The organism is Sphingomonas sp. So64.6b, assembly GCF_014171475.1.
In the GTDB taxonomy this organism is placed as follows: domain Bacteria; phylum Pseudomonadota; class Alphaproteobacteria; order Sphingomonadales; family Sphingomonadaceae; genus Sphingomonas; species Sphingomonas alpina_A.
In genome coordinates, this window is sequence record NZ_CP048817.1 from 3,826,705 (window position 1) to 3,845,313 (window position 18,609).

At 64.3% G+C, this 18,609-nt stretch carries 18 protein-coding genes; 11 read left to right on the top strand and 7 right to left on the bottom strand.

Going from position 1 to position 18,609, the window contains the following annotated elements; genetic code table 11:
• Positions 1–12 precede the first annotated feature (12 nt).
• Complete coding sequence (locus tag G4G27_RS18190; RefSeq protein ID WP_183109942.1) at positions 13–951, bottom strand: NAD-dependent epimerase/dehydratase family protein; 939 nt, start codon at positions 949–951, stop codon at positions 13–15.
• Between the two features lie 90 nt (positions 952–1,041).
• Here G4G27_RS18190 and G4G27_RS18195 point away from each other — a divergent pair, with 90 nt between their 5' ends.
• Positions 1,042–1,989 (top strand): LysR family transcriptional regulator, encoded by a 948-nt coding sequence (locus G4G27_RS18195; protein ID WP_183109943.1) that lies wholly within the window; start codon positions 1,042–1,044, stop codon positions 1,987–1,989.
• On the opposite strand, the gene G4G27_RS18200 is transcribed toward G4G27_RS18195, so the two are convergent.
• Together G4G27_RS18200 and G4G27_RS18205 are read right to left on the bottom strand one after the other, a co-directional pair.
• The gene (locus tag G4G27_RS18200) at positions 1,929–2,405 is read right to left on the bottom strand and encodes a hypothetical protein (protein WP_183109944.1); all 477 of its coding nucleotides are present in this window, start codon (positions 2,403–2,405) and stop codon (positions 1,929–1,931) included. The genes G4G27_RS18195 and G4G27_RS18200 overlap by 61 nt on opposite strands.
• Positions 2,402–3,058: a histidine phosphatase family protein gene (locus G4G27_RS18205; protein WP_183109945.1), complete on the bottom strand. Its 657-nt coding sequence runs from the start codon at positions 3,056–3,058 to the stop codon at positions 2,402–2,404. Before G4G27_RS18205 ends, G4G27_RS18200 begins: the two co-directional genes overlap by 4 nt.
• A 140-nt stretch (positions 3,059–3,198) precedes the next feature.
• On the opposite strand from G4G27_RS18205, the gene G4G27_RS18210 reads away from it, so the two are divergent.
• From G4G27_RS18210 to G4G27_RS18225, 4 genes are all read left to right on the top strand, one after another.
• On the top strand, positions 3,199–3,864 hold the full coding sequence (locus G4G27_RS18210; RefSeq protein ID WP_183109946.1) for an outer membrane beta-barrel protein: 666 nt from the start codon (positions 3,199–3,201) through the stop codon (positions 3,862–3,864).
• 156 nt (positions 3,865–4,020) lie between these two features.
• Positions 4,021–5,133 (top strand): DNA polymerase III subunit beta, encoded by a 1,113-nt coding sequence (gene dnaN, locus G4G27_RS18215; RefSeq protein WP_183109947.1) that lies wholly within the window; start codon positions 4,021–4,023, stop codon positions 5,131–5,133.
• 98 nt (positions 5,134–5,231) lie between these two features.
• The gene (locus G4G27_RS18220; RefSeq protein ID WP_183109948.1) at positions 5,232–6,776 is read left to right on the top strand and encodes a hypothetical protein; all 1,545 of its coding nucleotides are present in this window, start codon (positions 5,232–5,234) and stop codon (positions 6,774–6,776) included.
• Between the two features lie 51 nt (positions 6,777–6,827).
• A complete protein-coding gene (locus G4G27_RS18225) occupies positions 6,828–7,622 on the top strand; it encodes a Coq4 family protein (protein WP_183109949.1) in 795 nt (264 codons plus the stop codon).
• Between the two features lie 10 nt (positions 7,623–7,632).
• Here the strand turns inward: G4G27_RS18225 and G4G27_RS18230 are convergent, their stop codons facing one another.
• The gene (locus G4G27_RS18230) at positions 7,633–8,199 is read right to left on the bottom strand and encodes a carboxymuconolactone decarboxylase family protein (protein ID WP_183109950.1); all 567 of its coding nucleotides are present in this window, start codon (positions 8,197–8,199) and stop codon (positions 7,633–7,635) included.
• A 301-nt stretch (positions 8,200–8,500) separates the two neighbouring features.
• Between G4G27_RS18230 and recF the strand changes: the two genes are divergently transcribed.
• The 6 genes from recF to G4G27_RS18260 all read left to right on the top strand — a co-directional run bounded on the left by recF (position 8,501) and on the right by G4G27_RS18260 (position 15,557).
• Positions 8,501–9,571, top strand: coding sequence for a DNA replication/repair protein RecF (gene recF, locus G4G27_RS18235; RefSeq protein ID WP_183109951.1), 1,071 nt, complete (start codon positions 8,501–8,503; stop codon positions 9,569–9,571).
• 84 nt (positions 9,572–9,655) lie between these two features.
• On the top strand, positions 9,656–10,432 hold the full coding sequence (locus G4G27_RS18240) for an OmpA family protein (protein WP_183109952.1): 777 nt from the start codon (positions 9,656–9,658) through the stop codon (positions 10,430–10,432).
• A 128-nt stretch (positions 10,433–10,560) separates the two neighbouring features.
• Positions 10,561–11,217 carry a hypothetical protein gene (locus G4G27_RS18245; RefSeq protein ID WP_244624407.1) on the top strand — a complete coding sequence of 219 codons (657 nt, stop codon included), beginning with the start codon at positions 10,561–10,563 and terminating at the stop codon, positions 11,215–11,217.
• A 77-nt stretch (positions 11,218–11,294) separates the two neighbouring features.
• Positions 11,295–13,793 (top strand): DNA topoisomerase (ATP-hydrolyzing) subunit B, encoded by a 2,499-nt coding sequence (gene gyrB / locus G4G27_RS18250; RefSeq protein WP_183109953.1) that lies wholly within the window; start codon positions 11,295–11,297, stop codon positions 13,791–13,793.
• 148 nt (positions 13,794–13,941) lie between these two features.
• Entirely contained in the window at positions 13,942–14,733 is a 792-nt protein-coding gene (locus G4G27_RS18255) for a methyltransferase (RefSeq protein WP_244624408.1), read from the top strand.
• 23 nt (positions 14,734–14,756) lie between these two features.
• Positions 14,757–15,557, top strand: coding sequence for a class I SAM-dependent methyltransferase (locus tag G4G27_RS18260; protein ID WP_183109954.1), 801 nt, complete (start codon positions 14,757–14,759; stop codon positions 15,555–15,557).
• A gap of 16 nt (positions 15,558–15,573) precedes the next feature.
• Here the strand turns inward: G4G27_RS18260 and G4G27_RS18265 are convergent, their stop codons facing one another.
• The 3 genes from G4G27_RS18265 to G4G27_RS18275 are packed head-to-tail and all read right to left on the bottom strand — an operon-like array spanning position 15,574 to position 18,571.
• On the bottom strand, positions 15,574–16,605 hold the full coding sequence (locus tag G4G27_RS18265) for a histidine kinase dimerization/phosphoacceptor domain -containing protein (RefSeq protein ID WP_244624409.1): 1,032 nt from the start codon (positions 16,603–16,605) through the stop codon (positions 15,574–15,576).
• An 8-nt stretch (positions 16,606–16,613) separates the two neighbouring features.
• On the bottom strand, positions 16,614–17,060 hold the full coding sequence (locus G4G27_RS18270) for a response regulator (RefSeq protein WP_183109956.1): 447 nt from the start codon (positions 17,058–17,060) through the stop codon (positions 16,614–16,616).
• On the bottom strand, positions 17,057–18,571 hold the full coding sequence (locus G4G27_RS18275; RefSeq protein ID WP_183109957.1) for a sensor histidine kinase: 1,515 nt from the start codon (positions 18,569–18,571) through the stop codon (positions 17,057–17,059). Before G4G27_RS18275 ends, G4G27_RS18270 begins: the two co-directional genes overlap by 4 nt.
• Between the last annotated feature and the right edge of the window lie 38 nt (positions 18,572–18,609).

Sequence of the window (18,609 nt, forward strand, 5' to 3'; positions counted from 1 at the left end):
CACCGTCCGGCATCAGCGATCGATACAGCCCAGCGCCGTCAGCGTAGCAGCCACTGCCCGATCAAGCGGCGTGTGCGGCTCCGGTCCGATCGCGGCGATCAGGGCGGCATTGTCCAGCCTGACGGGGTGCTCCCAAAAGGACCGCATCTCGATCATTTCGCGCATCGTCGGATTGAACGGCGCGATCAGCGGCAACAAGGCCCATGGCATGCGTGACGGCTTGATGTCTGGCTTTCCCGCCGCACGAGCGATGGCGCGCGTGATCGCGGTGCCGTCACCATCCCAGGTTCCGGCGAAATGATAGCGCGCCAGATCGGGCAACGACGCTTCGATGTTCAGCAACCGGGCAAATGCCTCGCCGACATCGGGCAGATACGCCCAGGCATGTCCCACCCCGCGTTTGCCGGGATGAAGGATCGACCGCACCGGCTTGCCGGGTTTGACAAGCCCTTGTGAAAACCAGTTATTTCCCGGCCGCGGCCCGAAGAAGTCGCCGGCGCGCAGGATGATCGCCCGAACACCCGACTCGGCGATACGCCGTTCCATCGCGATGCGGATCGCGCCCTTGCGCGTGAAGGCGTGCTGCGGTGAATCGGGTAGCGCCACCGGCGTGGCGTGCGGGTCGTAATTATAGATCGTGCCCGGCAAAGCGAGCCGTGCGCCGGTGGCTCGCGCCGCGGCGATGCTGTTGTCGAGCATCGGGAGGACTAGCTTTTCCCAGTCGCGATAGCCCGGCGGATTGACCGCATGGACGATCGCGTCCGCATCACGTGCCGCCTGCATCACCGCATCTGCGTCGAGCGCATCGCCTTGCACCCATTCGATTCCGTCGCCCGTTGCCGGCACGCGCCGGGCAAGTCCGCGCACCCGCCAGCCATGGGCGAGCAAGGCTCGTGCGGTTTCACCGCCTACGCCGCCGGTCGCACCCAATACCAACACTGTGTTCGTCATGATTGTCTCCATCGCTTGATGACGACGATATCGGTCAGCGATTGCTCAAAATAAATTGTCGAGCTTTGACCATCGGCCTATCATAAAATGATGAGCAATGATTTCGCAGGCGAGGATGATTGGGAACGCCACCGCGCCTTTTTGGCGGTGCTGCAGGGCGGCAGCCTGTCGGCGGCGGCGCGGATGCTCGCGCTGGCGCAACCCACGGTCCGGCGCCGGATCGCCGAGCTCGAACACCGGCTCGGCGTGGCGCTGTTCACGCGCGCGCCCGACGGGTTGCGGCCGACCGACGCTGCCCTTTCCTTGCGCGAGCCCGCCGAAGCGATGGCAATCGCCGCCGCCGCCTTTGCCCGTGCCGCGCAGAATCGCGAGGGCGAGGTCGCCGGGCTGGTGCGCATCTCGGCGAGCGACGTGATCGCCATCGAAGTGTTGCCGCCGATCCTCGCCGAGCTGCGCCGGCGCCATCCGGCGCTGACCATCATGCTGTCGCCCAGCAACCGGAACGAGGATTTGCTGCGGCGCGAAGCCGATATCGCCGTGCGAATGGTGCGGCCTGCCCAGGATGCGCTGGTCGCACGACGCATCGGGGCGATCGAGCTCGGGCTCCATGCGCATACCGACCTGCTCGGCGGACGCCCGTTGCCCCAAACGCTCGATGATGTACGGGCGATCGGCCTGATCGGGGTCGAGACCGACAATGCGGTGCTGCGCGGTTTGCGTGCGCAAGGCATCATGTTCACGCCGGTCGACTTCGCCTTTCGCACCGACAGCGACGTGGCGCAGTTCGCCGCAATTCGCGCCGGAATGGGCATCGGCGTGTGTCAGGTACCGCTCGCCGCGCATTATCCCGCCCTGATTCGCGTATTACCCGACGCGTTCAGCATCGATCTCGACACCTGGGTCGTGATGCATGAGGATTTGCGGACATCGACACCGGTACGGGCGGCATTCGACGCGCTTGTCGCCGGGCTCGACGCCTATCTCGCACAACCCAGCGACGCGGCATCGATCGCGGTCGCGGCACCGCGCAGCGCATAGACATCGGCGAACGGCGCGCCGGTCTTGCTCAATGTCTCGACGCTCATGCTGCGGCCCGACCGGATCGCCGCGACGACCGCAGCGTCGGTGCGTTTGTCGGGCGCCCAGGCATCGGCGCTGCCGGCGACCAGCGCGAAGCGGCGCTCGCCGACCGACAGCGTGACGCGCGCGCGCGGATCGCGTTCACGGCTGAGGCGGATATGGAGCTGGTTGCGCGCGCCCTGACCCGGCCAGGTCGCGATGCTCGCAAAGGGCCGCCAGCGCGATGCTCCGCCCGACGCGACCGGCTGGGCGATCGCATAGCAGCGCCGTGGCGATGGGTCGGTGAAGGCGCCCCAGCGATCGAATATGCCAAGCGATTCGCGGGCCACAGCCGGCCCGGCGACCAGCGCGAGCAGCAGCAGCGCGCGCTTCATGCCGGGGCGTGGCCAGTGCCAAGGTGCACGACCGACTCGATGCCATGCTCGATCTTGACCACCGACCCTTGCGGCAATCCGGGCAAGGCGGGGGCACCGAAGCCGGTGATCTCATCCGCACCGGTCATCACGCCGCGCAGCACCCGGCTGGAAATGCCATGCATGATGACCAGCCGGTCGCCCGGATCATGATCGGTGTCGCCGAGCCAGCCGCCGACCCGCGTCGCGATCTGATGATAGAGTTCGCCATCGGGCGAGGAGATCAACAGGCCCGATGCGGAATCGAACACCGGGCCGACCTCGGCAATCACATCGGCATAATAACGGCCGCCCCAGCCGCCCATACCGATTTCGACCAGGCGCTGATCGGTCTGCGCGCCGTGCCAGTCGAGTTCGAGATGCTCGGCGATCACTGCCAGGGTCTGCAGCGCGCGGCCGGTCGGCGAGGCCCACAAAGTCAATGCCGGTTTCGGCCCCAATTCCGCCCGCAACGCCCGGCCCATTTCATCCGCCTGGGCGAATCCGGCGCGAGTCAGCGGCGTGTGCGGGTGATCCCCCTGCATTCTTTGCGCGGCGTTGAACACGGTTTCGCCGTGCCGCGCGATAAAGTCCCTGCCGAGTCTCCTCGGGCGCTGATCTGCCTTGGAAGTCATGCCCCGCCATTCAACCCCGTGTGGCGCAAAAGCAACGGTTTTCCTTGTTTATCTGAGGTTCATGCAACTTCGAATGGGCTCACCTATTTGAGCATCCCCGTCCGAGTTTTGGGGGCGGGAACGACCAATGGAGTATGGTTATGCGTAAGTTTGTTCTCACCGCCGCCGCCAGCGCACTGGCGCTGGGTATCGCCGCCCCCGCTTTCGCGCAGGACGCCCCCGCCGATGTCACCTTCACCGGCCCGCGCGTCGGCGTGATCCTTGGCTATGACAAGCTTCAGCCCGGTAGCGGGCCCAATTCCGATATCGACAGCGATCGCAAGGCCGACGGCCTCGTCTATGGCGGCGACATCGGTTACGACGTTGCGCTTGGCAGCCTGGTCGTCGGCGCCGAAGGCGAAATCACCGGATCGACCTCCAAGGTCACCAACAACCCGCTCGACGCGGCCGCTCTCGGCTATGGCCGGGTCAAGTCGGGACGCGACTTGTATGCCGGTGTTCGCGTCGGCTTCCTCGCCGCACCGAGCACGTTGATCTATGCCAAGGGTGGCTACACCAATGGCCGACTCGATCTGGTCGCCAGCGATGGTACGACCACGACCGGCCAGCATTTCAACCTTGACGGTTATCGTCTGGGTGCCGGTGTCGAGCAGTCGATCGGCAGCAACACCTATGCGAAGGTCGAGTATCGCTACTCGAATTATGGCAATGCGCGATTCGAATATGCGAATGGCGCGAACACCAATAATTTCGATGTCGATACCGACCGGCATCAGATCGCGGTCGGCGTCGGCTACCGCTTCTGAGACGAACGCCCGATTTAGGGCCGAAAACTAGTCTCTATCTAGGGCCGGAGCGCTTGCTCCGGCCCTTTTTATCGTTAAGGAAAGGAGACGGCTAATTGCCCCCGGCTGTTGACGCTCGGTGGGAAGGAAATTGGGCGGCGGCCCGGGGGATTTACGATGAAGGCGACGATCGAACGCGCGACTCTGTTGAAGGGCCTCAGCCACGTCCAGTCGGTGGTCGAGCGGCGCAACACCATTCCGATCCTGTCGAACGTCCTGCTCGAGGCGACCGCCGAAGGCGGCCTCAAGCTGATGGCGACCGATCTGGACCTGCAGATCAACGAGACCGTGGCGGCCGCGGTCGACCAGCCCGGTGCGACCACCGTGTCGGCGCACACTCTGTTCGACATTGCGCGCAAACTGCCCGAAGGCAGCCAGGTCAGCCTCGCCGCGGCCGAGGGCAAGCTGACGATCATGGCGGGCCGCGCCAAGTTCCAGCTCGGCACCCTGCCGCGCGACGATTTCCCTGTGATCGCGGAAGGCGAACTGCCGGTCAGCTTCGAACTGCCCGCCGAAACGCTCAAGCAGATCATCGACAAGACGCGCTTTGCGATCTCGACCGAAGAGACGCGTTATTATCTCAACGGCATTTTCTGGCACGTGTCGGATGATCCGCTGCCCGTGCTCAAGGCCGCCGCGACCGACGGCCATCGGCTCGCCCGCGTAACCATGCCGCGACCCGACGGCGCCGAAGGCATGCCCGACGTGATCATCCCGCGTAAATGCATCGCCGAACTGCGCAAGCTGCTCGAGGAGATTGACGGCTCGGTCGGCGTGTCGCTCTCGCCGACCAAGATTCGTTTCGATCTCGGCCAGGCATTGCTGACCTCGAAGCTGATCGACGGCACCTTCCCCGATTACAGTCGCGTCATTCCGACCGGCAACGACAAGATCCTCAAGATCGACCCGCGCAGCTTTGAGGAGGGTGTCGACCGCGTCTCGACCATCGCCACGGAAAAGACTCGTGCGGTGAAGATGGCGCTCGACCGCGACAAGATCACCCTGTCGGTGACCAGCCCTGAAAACGGTACCGCTGCGGAAGAGGTCCCGGGCGAATATGCTTCGATGGGCTTCGAAATCGGCTTCAACAGCCGTTACCTGCTCGACATTCTCGGTCAGCTGCATGGCGACACGATCGAGGTCCACCTTGCCGATGCCGCCGCCCCGACGCTGATCCGCGAGAATGACAAATCATCGGCGCTCTACGTGCTGATGCCGATGCGCGTTTGATGCGGGATACGATCCACGGCATCGTCCTGTTGTGGATGAGGTGTTGACCGTCCAATGCCCAGCAAAATGACTGGGTTGTCCTTATGCCTGCCGCGCCGATGAACGATCGTTCCGCACCGAACTGGCATGCATCATTGCTCGATCGACTTTCGACGCCGCTCGGCGCGGCATGCCTGTGCCTGTTCGTCGCACTCGCGGCGCGCGCGGTGCAATTTGGCAACCCGGTCATCCATGTCGATGACCAGTTCTACCTCTTTGTCGGCGACCGGATGTGGCAAGGCGCGATGCCGTATCGCGACATCTGGGATCGCAAGCCGGTCGGTCTGTTCCTGATCTTCGCCGCGATTCGGGCGCTCGGCGGCGAAGGCGTCGTCCAGTATCAACTGGTCGCGACCGCTTTTGCCCTATCGACCGCGCTCGTCATCCGCACCATCGCCCGCCGCATCGCCGGTCCACGCGGCGCGACCGCCGCGGCGGTCATCTACCTGACCGCGCTCGGCATATCGGGCGGCGATGGCGGGCAGTCGCCGGTATTCTACAACCTGCCGGTCGCGCTTGCGGTATTGGCGACGCTGGCGGCGGTGGCGCGGGAACGCTTCGATAGCCGCGCCATGATGCTCGGCTCGGCAGCGATGCTGCTGATGGGGATCGCGATCCAGATCAAATATACGGTGTTGTTCGAGGGTGGTTTTCTGGGCCTGGTGCTGTTGTGGCGCGCGCACCGTTCCGGGCATGGTTGGGCCGCCATATCGACGCTCGCGCTGGGATGGATGATCCTCGGCCTCGCCCCGACCGGTCTGGCCTGGGGATATTTCGCCGCGGCCGGCCTTGGCCCCGATTTTGTCTACGCCAATTTCACTTCGATCTTCGACCGTCGCAAGGAACCGGTCGACGTCGTGCTGGGTCGGCTTGCCGCGATCGCCATCCGTCTCGCGCCGCTATCGATCGCGGCATGGTTTGGCATCGCCGGCGCGCGGCAACGCAATCCCGACGAAACCGCGATCCTGTCGCTTTCGCGACACGTGATTACGGGTTGGACGCTGACCGCGGTTGGCGCGGTGCTGTTGTTCGGCAGTTATTTCGATCATTACGCATTGCCGTTGCTCGTGCCGCTGACGGTCGCGGCTGCGCCGTTGCTCGGCGATCCCCACTCGGGCATTGCGCTGATCATCCGCGATCGCAGACGCACAATCTCTATCGCCGCGTTCCTCATCATCGCGACCAGCATCGTCACGATCTCCACCTCGGCGCGGTTCCGCAAGGAGCGCGGCACCGGACCGGAAGTGCGGGCGATGGCGGCCTATCTGAAACCGCGATTGAAGGATTGCCTGTTCATCTACGAAGGCGACGTCATCCTCTACATGATGACCAAAAGCTGCCTGCCGACGCGTTGGCCATTCCCGGACCATCTCAACAACAAACGCGAAGTCGGCGCGATCGGCGTCGATGTGATGACCGAAGTGCGGCGGATCATGGCCAAGCGCCCGACCTATGTCGTGTCGCGCGACGCGCCGCAGAGCAAATCCTACGTCGCCGGATGGGACGAGATGCAGACCATCCTCGCGCGCGATTATCGCCAGGCCGCGCGGTGGCGGGTCGGTCCCGGCTATCGGATTATCTACGAGCGCCTGCCGGGACATTGACATGCGACACTCCGACCTCTACTAACACTATTGTCAGTAAGGATCGATTCGATGGCAAAGCTTCCCCCCTTTCCCGGAACCACCGGTCGTCGCGACTGGCGCACCGCATTCGATGCGATCCGCAAGCTGCTCTCCAATGGAGACGACACGACGCAGGTTTTCCGCATCATGCGGGCGCTGAACGTCGGCAATGCGCCGATGAACTATGCGCGCTTCATCGCCACCGAAGAAGGTGGCCGGATGGCCTACGAACGAGTCGAACTGGCGCAGCGTTTCACCGACAAGGCATTCGTCGCGAGTTTCGCGCCGGGCACGGTCGGTGCGGCCTATCGCAATTTCCTCGAGACCACCGGCTATTCGGCTGACGGCCTGGCCGAGATCAGCAAGATCAACCGCGAAGAAGACATGCCGCACCCTTATGCCTGGTTCGGTCGGCGAGTGCGCGACACGCACGACATCTGGCACGTGCTGACCGGTTACAAGGCCGACGAAAGCCTGGGCGAAGCGGCGTTGGTCGCGTTTTCCTATGCTCAGGTCGGCGGGCTCGGCTGGGCATTCATCGGCGGCGCGGCGGCGCTCAAGAGCCTCAAGGTCACCGGCGGCACATTGTTTGCCCGGGCCGTATGGGAAGGCTATCGTAACGGCCGCAAGGCGAAATGGATTTCCGGCGAGGATTATCTGACGCTGCTGCACGAGCCGATCGACGCGGTGCGGGCGCGGCTCAACATCGTGACGCCGACCGCCTATCTGCACGCGCAACGCGAACTGGGCGCCGAACTGGCGTCTTATCTCAGTGCGTCGAAGGCGGACAAAGCGGCGCCCGCACCGGAGCGGGCAGCCGCCTGAAGCCGTTGTTTCACTCCCGCTCGGGTACCGGCACGTTGAAGCCGTTGAGCGTCATCGACACCAGCGCATAAAGACCGACGAGATAGATCAGCTCGTTCGCCCCATGCTGACCAAAGGTGTCGACGGCGAGCCGATAACATGGCTCGGGCAGCACACCGCCATTGACCAGCGCGAAGGCGACATCATAGGCGACGCTTTCTGTGTCGCTCAGGTCGACCGGCTTGATGTTCGCACATAGTTCGGACAACCGCCGGGGCGGCATCTTTTCGCGCTCCGCAACGGCGATGTGCGCGTAAATCTCATAGGCCGCGTCGAAATGCGCGCCTGTGACCAGGATCGCGACCTGCCGCGCGCTATCAGGCAAGGCCGCCTGCATCGACATCGCCTTGGTCAGATCCCACACCGCTTTGCCGATCACCGGTTCGTGCAACCACGGATTCCACGGGCCGATCAGCGCGCCGTCTGCGTCCACAGTCTTGAAGTCATTGAAGTTGGACGCGATTCCCGCTTTCATATCGTCGTAAAGCGGCTTCTGGGCATCGGTCAGGTCGGCGGGCGGGATGAGCGGCAGGCGCATGGAATTCTCCGGCTGTATCGCGATGGACAGATCACGGTTCCCGCGCGATGGCGCCGGAGCGATTGACGATCGCTTTCGTTCCATCAGCACTGCGTGCGAAAATCGCACCCGCGATTGCGTTTCGCGCTAAGGCTTTGATTGGAAATGCGCTGAGGCGCATTTGGCGGTTCCGGCCCGCTCCCCCTCCCGGCCACCCATTCAGGATACGCTGTGGGTGGCTGGGAGGGGGAGCGGGCCGGAACCGCCTTTGAAATTCGCGCTTTCGCGAATTTTCAAACAGCCTCTAAGGCATTCGACGACCATGCTCGCTCGTCTCGTCCTCACCGATTTTCGCAACCATGCCGATACCGTGATCGCGCCGGGGCCGGGCTTCGTCGTGCTGACCGGCGAGAATGGCGCAGGCAAGACCAATGTACTGGAGGCGGTGTCGCTGCTCGCGCCCGGCCGCGGGCTGCGCCGCGCCCCGCTGGGCGAGATGGCGCGTCAGGACGGGCCAGGGGGCTTCGGCGTTGCCGCCGATCTCCACTCTGCCGGTGATGGCGACATCCAGATCGCGACTGGCACTCAGGCCGCCGCGCCCGAACGCCGCATCGTCCGTATCCAGGGCGCCCCCGCCGCCGCAACGGCGCTGTCGGAATGGCTCAGCGTGCTGTGGCTGACCCCGGCGATGGACCGTCTGTTCGTCGAGCCGGCGAGCGAACGCCGCCGCTTTCTCGACCGGCTGACGCTCGCGCTCAACCCGGGTCATGCGGTGCACAGCAATCGCTATGAAGCGGCGATGCGCGCGCGCAACCGGCTGCTCGCCGACGATCTGCCGCCCGACCCCGACTGGCTGACCGCGCTCGAAGCGCAGATGGCGGAGCATGGCACAGCGATCGATCTGGCGCGGCGCGATACCGTCGCTTCGCTCGGCATCACCCTGGCCGACCAGCCCGAAGGCCCGTTCGCGCGCGCCGGGCTGGCGCTGCAGGGCTGGACCGGCGCCGGCAACACGCTTGCCGCCGACCTCGCGCGCGGTCGCGCGCGCGATGCCGCCGCCGCACGCGCGCTCGCCGGCCCGCACCGCACCGATCTCGCCGTCACCCATCTCGGCAAAAACCAGGCCGCCGCGCTGTGCTCGACCGGCGAGCAGAAAGCGTTGCTGCTCGGCCTGATCCTCGCCCATGCCGATCTCGTCGCCGCGCGCACCGGACTCGCGCCGATCCTGCTGCTCGACGAAGTCGCGGCGCACCTCGATCCCGTACGCCGCGCCGCCTTGTTCGAGCGCCTCACCGGCAAGGGACAGGTGTGGATGACCGGCACGGAAGACGCGCTGTTCGATGCACTCGGCCCCGACGTGTTCCGCATGACGCTGGGCGGCGGCGCTCGCTGAACCCAGCCTGTCAGGGCAACTCACGCGCGGTTCAAGCGTCTCCTGCCATCTGAGCCATATGGGGCGGGGGCCAGGAGACGAATAATGACAAAATTGAACAAGCCGATATCCGGTATCGCAGCCGCCGCTGTCGCGCTGCTCGCCGGCGCCAGCCCGGCCTTCGCCCAGGACCGCTGGGATTGGAACGGCGGCCGTCATGGTGACCGCGAGTACCGCCTGATCGGCGCGGGCGTGCCGATTCTCTTTCCCGAACTGCGCGCGACCAATCGCGGCCGTGCCTTCGTGATGCGTAATTTCGACGTCAACCGTGACGGTCGCGTCAATCCGCGCGAAGCTCGGGCCGCCAACCGCGCTTTTGCCAACGTCGCCGGCCCGCGTCGCGACCGTTTCGACTGGAACAGCCGTGATCATGCCGTGGTCGTCGAGGAACGCGGCGGCTGGGATCGCGGCGCGATGCGCGGCTACGGGTTCCGCCAGACGTCGCGCGGCGCAACGCTGCGCCTGCAGGAAGATGTGCTGTTCAAGACCGACAGCGCGGTACTGCGGCCCGGTGCGATCGAGAAATTGCGCCCGCTTGCCGACTATCTCAGCTCGGAACGCGGCGTGCGCGTGGCGATCGACGGTTATACCGATTCGCGCGGTACCGATGCGCATAACCAGGCGCTATCGGAACGCCGCGCCGACAGCGTGCGCGTCGCGTTCGACGAGATGGGTGTGACCCGTGCGCGCTTCTCGGTGGTCGGGCATGGCGAGGCCGATCCGGTCGCGACCAATGCAACTCCGGCTGGCATGCGTCAGAATCGGCGGGTCGAAGTGACCTTACTGGGTCAACGCGCCGATCGTTTCAGCAATATCGATTAAAATCAATAGAGTGCCAGTCGCCTATTTGTGGCGACTGGCACTCCAGCTGACTGCCGATCATGACGCTACGGAACTTCCACGCTTCGGAGTTCGTTACGTCGCCGCTTTAGAATTTCAGGAGAAGAGTTATGCGTAACTATTCAATGATGACGCGCGCACTATGCGTTTCCGCATTGCTACTTTCATCGGCCACACCTGCCTTTGCACGCGGCAAGACCGATCGCGCGCATGAGGCGATCGCCGCGGCCAAGGCAAAGGTCGAGGCAGCGAACAAACTCGGTGCCTCGGGCGAAGTACCCCGCTTGCAGGCTCAGGCTCAGGCCGCACTACGCAGCGCTGAAGAAGATCTCGCCGCCAAACGCAAGGACGAAGCGATCGCCGAGGCCAATCGCGCGTCCGAGCTTGCGGACACGGCGATCGGCATTTCCGAGCGCAATCGCAATGAAGCCGTGAATGCCGAACGCGCCGCAGCAGCCGATGCGCAGCAGGAAGCCGCCGCCGCCAATGCCCGCGCGCAGGCCGCGCAACAGGAGGCCAATGCTGCCGCCGCCGATGCCGCTGCGGCACGCGCCACGCCGCCACCCGCCCCGATCGTGATCGCACCACCGGCGCCGACGCCAACGACGACGATCACCACGGAAACGGTCAAGACCGCAGCGCCAGCGACCGTGGCACGCAAGAAGGTCACCGTGCGCAAGCCGGTGCGACGCGTCGTGAAAAGGTCGAGCACGCCGGCACGTACGGTCGAGAAAACCACGACCACGGTTACGACCAAAGCTGAATAAGCAAGACCGGCGGCCTGCGCCCCGCGCGGGCCGCCATTTTGCTTCCGTTTCCGAGAGTGAATCCCTATATACTCGGTATGGCTGAAGACCCCAACAAGAACGACTATGGCGCTGACTCGATCAAGGTCCTGAAGGGCCTCGACGCAGTGCGTAAACGCCCCGGCATGTATATCGGCGATACCGATGACGGCTCCGGCCTCCACCATATGGTGTTCGAGGTCAGCGACAATGCGATCGACGAGGCGCTGGCCGGGCATTGCGACCGGATCGACATCACGCTCAACCCCGACGGATCGGTGTCGGTCGAGGATAATGGCCGCGGCATTCCGACCGGTATTCATACCGAGGAAGGCGTGTCGGCGGCCGAGGTCATCATGACTCAGCTTCACGCCGGCGGTAAATTCGAAAACACATCCGACGACAATGCCTACAAAGTGTCCGGCGGCCTGCACGGCGTCGGCGTATCGGTGGTCAACGCGCTGAGCGAATGGCTCGACCTGACGATCTGGCGCGACGACCAGGAGCATTATATGCGCTTCGCCTTTGGCGATGCGGTTGCGCCGCTCAAGATCGTCGGTCCCGGAAACGGCAAGAAGGGCACCAAGGTCACATTCCTGCCCTCGCCTGCGACGTTCAAGATCATCGAGTTCGATTTCGAAAAGCTCGAGCATCGCTATCGCGAACTCGCGTTCCTCAATTCGGGCGTTCGCCTGTTCCTCAACGATGCGCGGCACGAAGAGCATAAGACGGTCGAGCTTTATTATGAGGGCGGCATCGCCGCGTTCGTGAAATATCTCGATCGCAACAAGATCGCGCTGATGCCCGATCCGGTCGCCATTTCCGGCACGCGCGACGATGTCACGATCGACGTCGCGCTGGAGTGGAACGACAGCTATTACGAGAACGTCCTCGCCTTCACCAACAACATCCCGCAGCGCGATGGCGGCACGCATATGGCCGCGTTCCGCGCGGCGATGACGCGTACGCTGAACAATTATGCCGAGAAATCGGGTCTCCTGAAAAAGGAGAAGGTCACGCTGACCGGTGACGATATGCGCGAAGGGCTGACCGCGATCGTTTCGGTCAAGCTGCCCGATCCCAAGTTCAGCAGCCAGACCAAGGATAAGCTGGTCTCGTCCGAGGTGCGCCAGCCGCTCGAAAGCCTGATGGCCGACAAGCTCGCTGAATGGCTTGAGGAGAATCCGGCGCATGGCAAGGCGATCGTCGCCAAGATCATCGACGCCGCCGCCGCGCGCGAAGCCGCGAAGAAGGCGCGCGAACTGACCCGGCGCAAGGGCGTGATGGACATCGCCTCGCTGCCGGGCAAGCTCGCCGATTGCCAGGAGCGTGATCCGGCCAAGTCCGAACTGTTCCTGGTCGAGGGTGACTCGGCCGGCGGCTCGGCGAAGCAGGGCCGCGACCGGCATTTCCAGGCAATCCTCCCGCTGCGCGGCAAGATCCTCAACGTCGAGCGCGCACGGTTCGACCGGATGCTGTCGAGCCGCGAAATCGGCACCTTGATCCAGGCGATGGGCACCGGCATCGGCCGCGATGATTTCAAGATCGAGAAGCTGCGCTACCACAAGATCGTCATTATGACCGACGCAGACGTGGACGGCGCGCATATCCGCACGCTGCTGCTGACCTTTTTCTATCGCCAGATGCCCGAGATCATCACCAACGGGCACCTCTTCATTGCTCAGCCGCCGCTTTACAAAGCGACGCGCGGGCGCAGCGAAGTGTATCTGAAGGATGATAACGCGCTCGACGACTATCTGGTCGAGAATGGCGTTGCCGGCACGCTGCTCGAAGGCGCCGCCGGCGGCGCGCGTTCGGGCGCCGACCTGCGCAGCCTGGTCGATCATGCGCGGCGCATGCGCACGCTGATGCGCTATGTTCCGCGGCGTTACGACCCGACGATGGTCGAGGCGCTGGCGATGGGCGGTGCGCTCGATCCCGCGGCCAGCCGCGATGTGCGTATGGCGCGGGTCGCCGAGGTAACGACCGGCCTGATCGCCGCCGATCCCGAGGCGCGCTGGACCGCGCGCCTGACTGAGGAAGGTGGCATCCATTTCGAGCGCGCCTGGCGCGGCGTGACCGATCATCACATCATCGAAGCGGCGTTTCTCGGCTCGGCCGAGGCGCGCAAGCTCCATGCGCTTGCGGTCGAGCAGGCGGACTCCTTCACGCAAACCGCCAAGCTGATCTCGACCAAGGCGGCAAGCGCCGCCCAGGCCGAAGCGGATGCGGCGAACGAAGCGGACGACGAGGACGCACCAATCGCGGTCGGCAAGGGCGAGACGATGGTCGCGCGGCCAAGCCAGTTGCTCGACGCGGTGCTCGCGGCGGGCCGCAAGGGCCTGGCGATCTCGCGCTATAAGGGTCTGGGCGAGATGAATGCCGAGCAATTGTGGGAAACCACGCTCGACCCGCAGAATCGCTCGCTGCTTCGCGTCGAGGTCGATCAGGCCGATGTCGCGGATGAGATCTTCACCCGCCTGATGGGCGATGTGGTCGAACCGCGCCGCGAATTCATCCAGGAGAATGCACTAAGCGTCGCCAATCTCGACGTCTGAGATTGCCCGGGACCGCGCCGGCGGGGCGTTCGCGTTACCGACCGGACCGTGCAAGCTTTCCGGGTGGACGCGTGCGCCCAAGCGCTTATCATCGCGCCGTAACGAACGTCGCATAACGACGGCGTGATCATATGGCAGGAGAGCGGTGATGAAGGCAGTGATGTTCGCAGGGCTGGCATTTGCCGGGTTGATCGTTGCCGGTGCCGGCATGACCGGGATCGAAGCCAGGACGACGAGCGCTCCCTTGTCGGCGGCAGGCGCCGATACGAGCAGTGCGGTCATAACCAAGGCGCTGGCCGATCCGGCACGCGCCGATCAGGCGGGCGACGATGCGCGTCGCAAGGCCGCAGAGGTGCTGGCCTTTTCGGGCGCGAAGCCGGGCGACCGGGTGATCGATTTCTTTCCGGGCTCGGGATATTGGACGCGCATCTTCACCGGCATCGTCGGCTCTGACGGTCATGTCTTCGCATTATGGCCGGCTGCGGCAGCAACCTACGCCGAAAAGCAGCTCCCGGCGCTGAAGGAGCGCAAGCTCGCCAATGTCACCGCCGAGTTGCAGACCGCTCCACTGCCGACGGTCGACGCACCTGTCGACCTGTTTTGGACCGTGCAGAATTATCACGACATTCCCAATGGCGGTCGAGGTGAAGCGGCCTTGGCGGCATTCAACGCAGCGGTATTCAAGACACTCAAACCCGGCGGCGTCTATATCGTCATCGACCATGCGGATGCCGCGGGAAGTGGCTTGAGCGGCACCGAGACACTGCACCGGATCGATCCGGCGGTGGTCAAGAGCCAGGTGCTGGCAGCAGGCTTTGCCTTTGAAGGCAGTTCGGATGCACTCGCCAATCCTGCCGACGATCACAAGGCGAAGGTCTTCGACCCCGCGGTCCGCGGCAAGACCGACCAGTTCGTCTTCAAGTTCCGCAAGCCGCGCTGATCGACCAGGGGCAGGCATCGGTCATGAAACAGTCGATCGTCATCGCCGCACTCGCGGCCGGCACGCTCGCCGCATGCGGCCCAACCGCGACGCCGGACCACGCAACCAATAGCGTTGCTCCGGCGGCGCAGAGCGGCGCACTACCCGCCAATATCGCCGCAGCCGCCGCCGATCCGGCACGCGGCGACATGCGTATGACCGATGCGAAGCGGCACGGGCCCGAGATTCTCGCCTTTGCCGGGGTCAAGAGCGACGACAAGGTGATCGACCTGATCCCCGGCGGCGGATACTGGACCAAATTGTTCGCCAAATCGGTCGGTCCGTCGGGCCATGTCTATGGCATCTGGCCGCAACCCTATGCGGCCGAAGCACGCACCAATGTGCTCGATTACCAGAAGCTCGCCGGCTCGGCCGACTTCGCCAATGTCAGCGCATCGACTCAGCCGGCGACTACATTGCAAGCGGCGGAACCCGTCGACATCGTCTTCACCGCGCAGAATTACCACGATTATCCCGACAAATTCATGGGCTCGATCGATCCCGCGGTGTTCAACAAGCTGGCGTTTGCCGCGCTGAAACCGGGCGGCACCTTGCTGATCATCGACCATGTCGCGCAGGCGGGATCGGCGATGCGCGATACCGATACGCTGCACCGGATCGATCCGGCAACGGTCAAGTCACAACTCGCCGCCGCCGGTTTCGAATTCGTCGGCGAAAGCGCGTTGCTCGCCAACCCGGCCGACGATCACAGCTTGCCGGTTTTCGACAAGGCGGTGCGCGGCAAGACCGACCAGTTCATCTACAAGTTCCGCAAGCCGGGCTGATTCCAGGCAGGCGATTTCAGCGCAGCGCCCCGCGCAGGGTAGCGCGCACACCGCTGTGCGCGGGGTCATATTCGACGATCGATTGCAGGCTCTGCGCCATCGCGCGGATCAGCTTGGTACCAAGCCCGGTACCGCGCGCCGGTGCGTTTTCCGTCATGCCGATGCCGTCATCCTCGACCGCCAGGACGAAATGCTCGTCCTCATCCCGACTCAATGCGATCCGCACTTCGCCCGCATGGCCGGCCGGATAGGCGTATTTGCACGCATTGGTGACCAGTTCGGTGACGATCACGCCAAGCGAAACGGCACGATCGGTCTTCATGCGGATCGGGTCGGCGGCGAGCGACAAGGTGCGCGGCGCGGCGTTGCTCGACCAGGTTTCGCCCAGTTCCTCGACCAGCGCGCCGAGATATTCCTGCATGTCGACGCTCTCGACATCGTTCGAGGTGTAGAGACGCCGATGGACTTGCGCGATCGCGGCGATGCGGCGTTGCGTATCCTCCAGCGCATCGCGCGCGCCGCTGTCGTCGAGCGCGCCGGCCTGCAGCCGCACCATCGCCGAAACGAGCTGGAGGCTGTTGGCGACGCGGTGATTGACCTCGCTGAGCAATGTTTCGAGCCGTGCATTGCTTGCGCGCAACTGCTCCTCGGCGGCGCTTTTGTCGCGTTCCAGTGCCGCGCGCTCGAGCACCTGGTCGAACGCAGCGGTGAGTAGATCGAAGAAATCGCTGCCGACGGTCTTCACGACATAGTCGGCGGCACCGGCCTTGAGCGCGGCGACCGCGATCCGGCCCTCTTCCGACCCCGTGACATAGACGACCGGCGGCGGCGCCGGGAGCGCGCGGAGCTTCTTCAGCGTCTCCAGCCCATCCATGCCGGGCATGTAATGGTCGACCGCGATCAGGTCGAAATCCGCTGTGCCGACCAGAGCCAGCCCCTCGGCCCCGCCCTCGGCGAGCGTGACGGCATAACCCCGACGCGTCAGCGACTTCGCCGCCAACGTGCGCAGGCCGGCATCGTCGTCGATATAAAGGACTTTAATCGGCACGGCCTGAGTCAAGCCTGACCCTCGATGTCGGGCACCTGAATGACCGAGAGGAACAGGCCGAGTTGGCGGATCGCCTGGGCGAAGCTTTCGTAATTGACCGGCTTGGTGATGTAGACGTTGCAGCCCAGATCATAGCAGCGCTGGATCTCGACCTTGTCGTCGGTGGTGGTCAGCACCACGACCGGCGTACGCTTCAATGCGGGCTCGCTCTTGATCTTGGCGAGGATGTCGGTCCCGCTCATATCGGGCAGGTTGAGGTCGAGCAGCACCAGCGCCGGACCGTTGAGCGCCGGGCCGTTGGCGTCATTGAACAGATAGTGCAGCGCGCTGGTGCCGTCGGTGAAATGGGTGATGTCGTTGAGAATCCCGGCGCGCCGGATGTTCTTCTCGATCAGACGGGCATGGCCTTCGTCATCCTCGATCATCACGATACTGACGGAACGATGGTCGTTCATTTGCGATTATCCTGTGCTTCGGAAAGGGTGGCGGGCAGGGTCAGCCGGAACGTCGCACCTTTACCGAGTTCGGAGCTGACGTCGATAATGCCGCCAAGACGATAGGCCAGGGCGCGGACATGGGCGAGGCCGATCCCTTCGCCCGGCTGGTCCTGATGACCCGAGCGGCGGAACAGGTCGAACACGCGCTGATGATCGCCGGGCGCGATCCCGCGGCCATTGTCCTCGATCTCATAGGTCACGCGCGGCCCGCTGCGCGACCCGCGCACGATGACGCGGCCGGGGCGGCCTGGTTGAAGATATTTGACCGCATTCTCGATCAGATTGGAGAAGATCTGCTCGATCGCCAGCCGGTCGCTGACCAGGGCGGGCAATTCTCCCTCGACGATCAATGTCGCATCGCGATCGTCGATCATGTGTTTGAGCGTTGCGCCGATCGTCTCGACTTGCGCATTCATGTCGATCGGCTGGGGTGAGATGACGCGGCGTCCCTCGCGCGACAATTTCAGGATCGCGTTGATCAGCCGGTCCATCTTCTGCGTCGAGGTGCGGATGAAACCGATCGCCTCGGGCAAATCCTCGCGCGCCGCCAGCCGCGCCTCTTGCGTGACGATATCGGGCGCGGATTCCTCGGCGCGATCGATCAGCTCGGTGATCGCCGCGGTCGCGGTGTCGAGTTCGGCGGTGAAGCCCATCACATTGACCAGCGGGCTGCGCAGGTCATGGCTGACGATATAGGCGAAGCGCTGGATTTCCTCATTCGCGCGCGAGAGATCGGCAGTGCGCTCCTTAACCAGCCCTTCAAGCGAATCGGCGAAGTCGCGAAGCACATCTCGCGATGCGGCGAGGTCGCGCGTGTAGCGCAGCACCGTCAGCAGGGAGGCGACCGCAACCAGCAGCAGCAAGATGCCGGCGACGATCAGCGTCGCATAGAAGGCGCGCACGCTTGCGCGTTGTTCGGCATCGCGAATGCCAAGCAAGCGCCGCTCCTCGTCACCCATGGCCATACTGAGATCGCGAATGGCGCGCATCCGCCGCCCACTGCTTTCCTCGACGAAAAGGCGGATCGCCTCGTCTCTTCGGCCGGCACGGGCCAACGCCATGGTCCGGTCGCGTTGCACCTTCAGATCGTCGGTGAGCGCCCTTAATCGAGCAAGGTTGGCGCGCTGACGTGGATTGTCACCGGACAGCAGCCCGATCCGGTCCAGCGCGACGGGCAGCCTGTTCGCGGTGGTCGTATAGGTATCGAAATAGATGGGCTGCCCGGTGAGAAGATATCCCCGGCGCGTGGTTTCCGACTGCTCGATGATGGTTCCCGCCTGGGCGATCGCGATCTCGACCTCATAGGTGTGACTGATCGAGCGCGTATGTTCCTGGTTCCGCACGGTCACCAGGAAGGCCGCGATCCCGGCAGCGATCAGGCTGAGGAAACCGATCACCATGAAGGTGATCAGCACGCGTCCAACCGAAGCCTCCCGGCCTCCAAGGCGCTGAACGAGCGTGCGAAACATTGTTGCGTTCTATGAGGGGTGCGGAGGAAAGACCAGCG

Coding starts and splice junctions, on each gene's coding strand:
- gyrB (WP_183109953.1), top strand. CDS start 11,295: ATGGCTGAAGACCCCAACAAGAACGACTATGGCGCTGACTCGATCAAG.
- G4G27_RS18200 (WP_183109944.1), bottom strand. CDS start 2,405: ATGAAGCGCGCGCTGCTGCTGCTCGCGCTGGTCGCCGGGCCGGCTGTG.
- G4G27_RS18230 (WP_183109950.1), bottom strand. CDS start 8,199: ATGCGCCTGCCGCTCATCCCGCCCGCCGACCTGACCGATGCCCAGAAG.
- G4G27_RS18210 (WP_183109946.1), top strand. CDS start 3,199: ATGCGTAAGTTTGTTCTCACCGCCGCCGCCAGCGCACTGGCGCTGGGT.
- G4G27_RS18195 (WP_183109943.1), top strand. CDS start 1,042: ATGAGCAATGATTTCGCAGGCGAGGATGATTGGGAACGCCACCGCGCC.
- G4G27_RS18255 (WP_244624408.1), top strand. CDS start 13,942: ATGAAGGCAGTGATGTTCGCAGGGCTGGCATTTGCCGGGTTGATCGTT.
- dnaN (WP_183109947.1), top strand. CDS start 4,021: ATGAAGGCGACGATCGAACGCGCGACTCTGTTGAAGGGCCTCAGCCAC.
- G4G27_RS18260 (WP_183109954.1), top strand. CDS start 14,757: ATGAAACAGTCGATCGTCATCGCCGCACTCGCGGCCGGCACGCTCGCC.
- G4G27_RS18220 (WP_183109948.1), top strand. CDS start 5,232: ATGAACGATCGTTCCGCACCGAACTGGCATGCATCATTGCTCGATCGA.
- G4G27_RS18205 (WP_183109945.1), bottom strand. CDS start 3,058: ATGACTTCCAAGGCAGATCAGCGCCCGAGGAGACTCGGCAGGGACTTT.
- G4G27_RS18190 (WP_183109942.1), bottom strand. CDS start 951: ATGACGAACACAGTGTTGGTATTGGGTGCGACCGGCGGCGTAGGCGGT.
- G4G27_RS18275 (WP_183109957.1), bottom strand. CDS start 18,571: ATGTTTCGCACGCTCGTTCAGCGCCTTGGAGGCCGGGAGGCTTCGGTT.
- G4G27_RS18240 (WP_183109952.1), top strand. CDS start 9,656: ATGACAAAATTGAACAAGCCGATATCCGGTATCGCAGCCGCCGCTGTC.
- G4G27_RS18245 (WP_244624407.1), top strand. CDS start 10,561: ATGCGTAACTATTCAATGATGACGCGCGCACTATGCGTTTCCGCATTG.
- recF (WP_183109951.1), top strand. CDS start 8,501: ATGCTCGCTCGTCTCGTCCTCACCGATTTTCGCAACCATGCCGATACC.
- G4G27_RS18270 (WP_183109956.1), bottom strand. CDS start 17,060: ATGAACGACCATCGTTCCGTCAGTATCGTGATGATCGAGGATGACGAA.
- G4G27_RS18225 (WP_183109949.1), top strand. CDS start 6,828: ATGGCAAAGCTTCCCCCCTTTCCCGGAACCACCGGTCGTCGCGACTGG.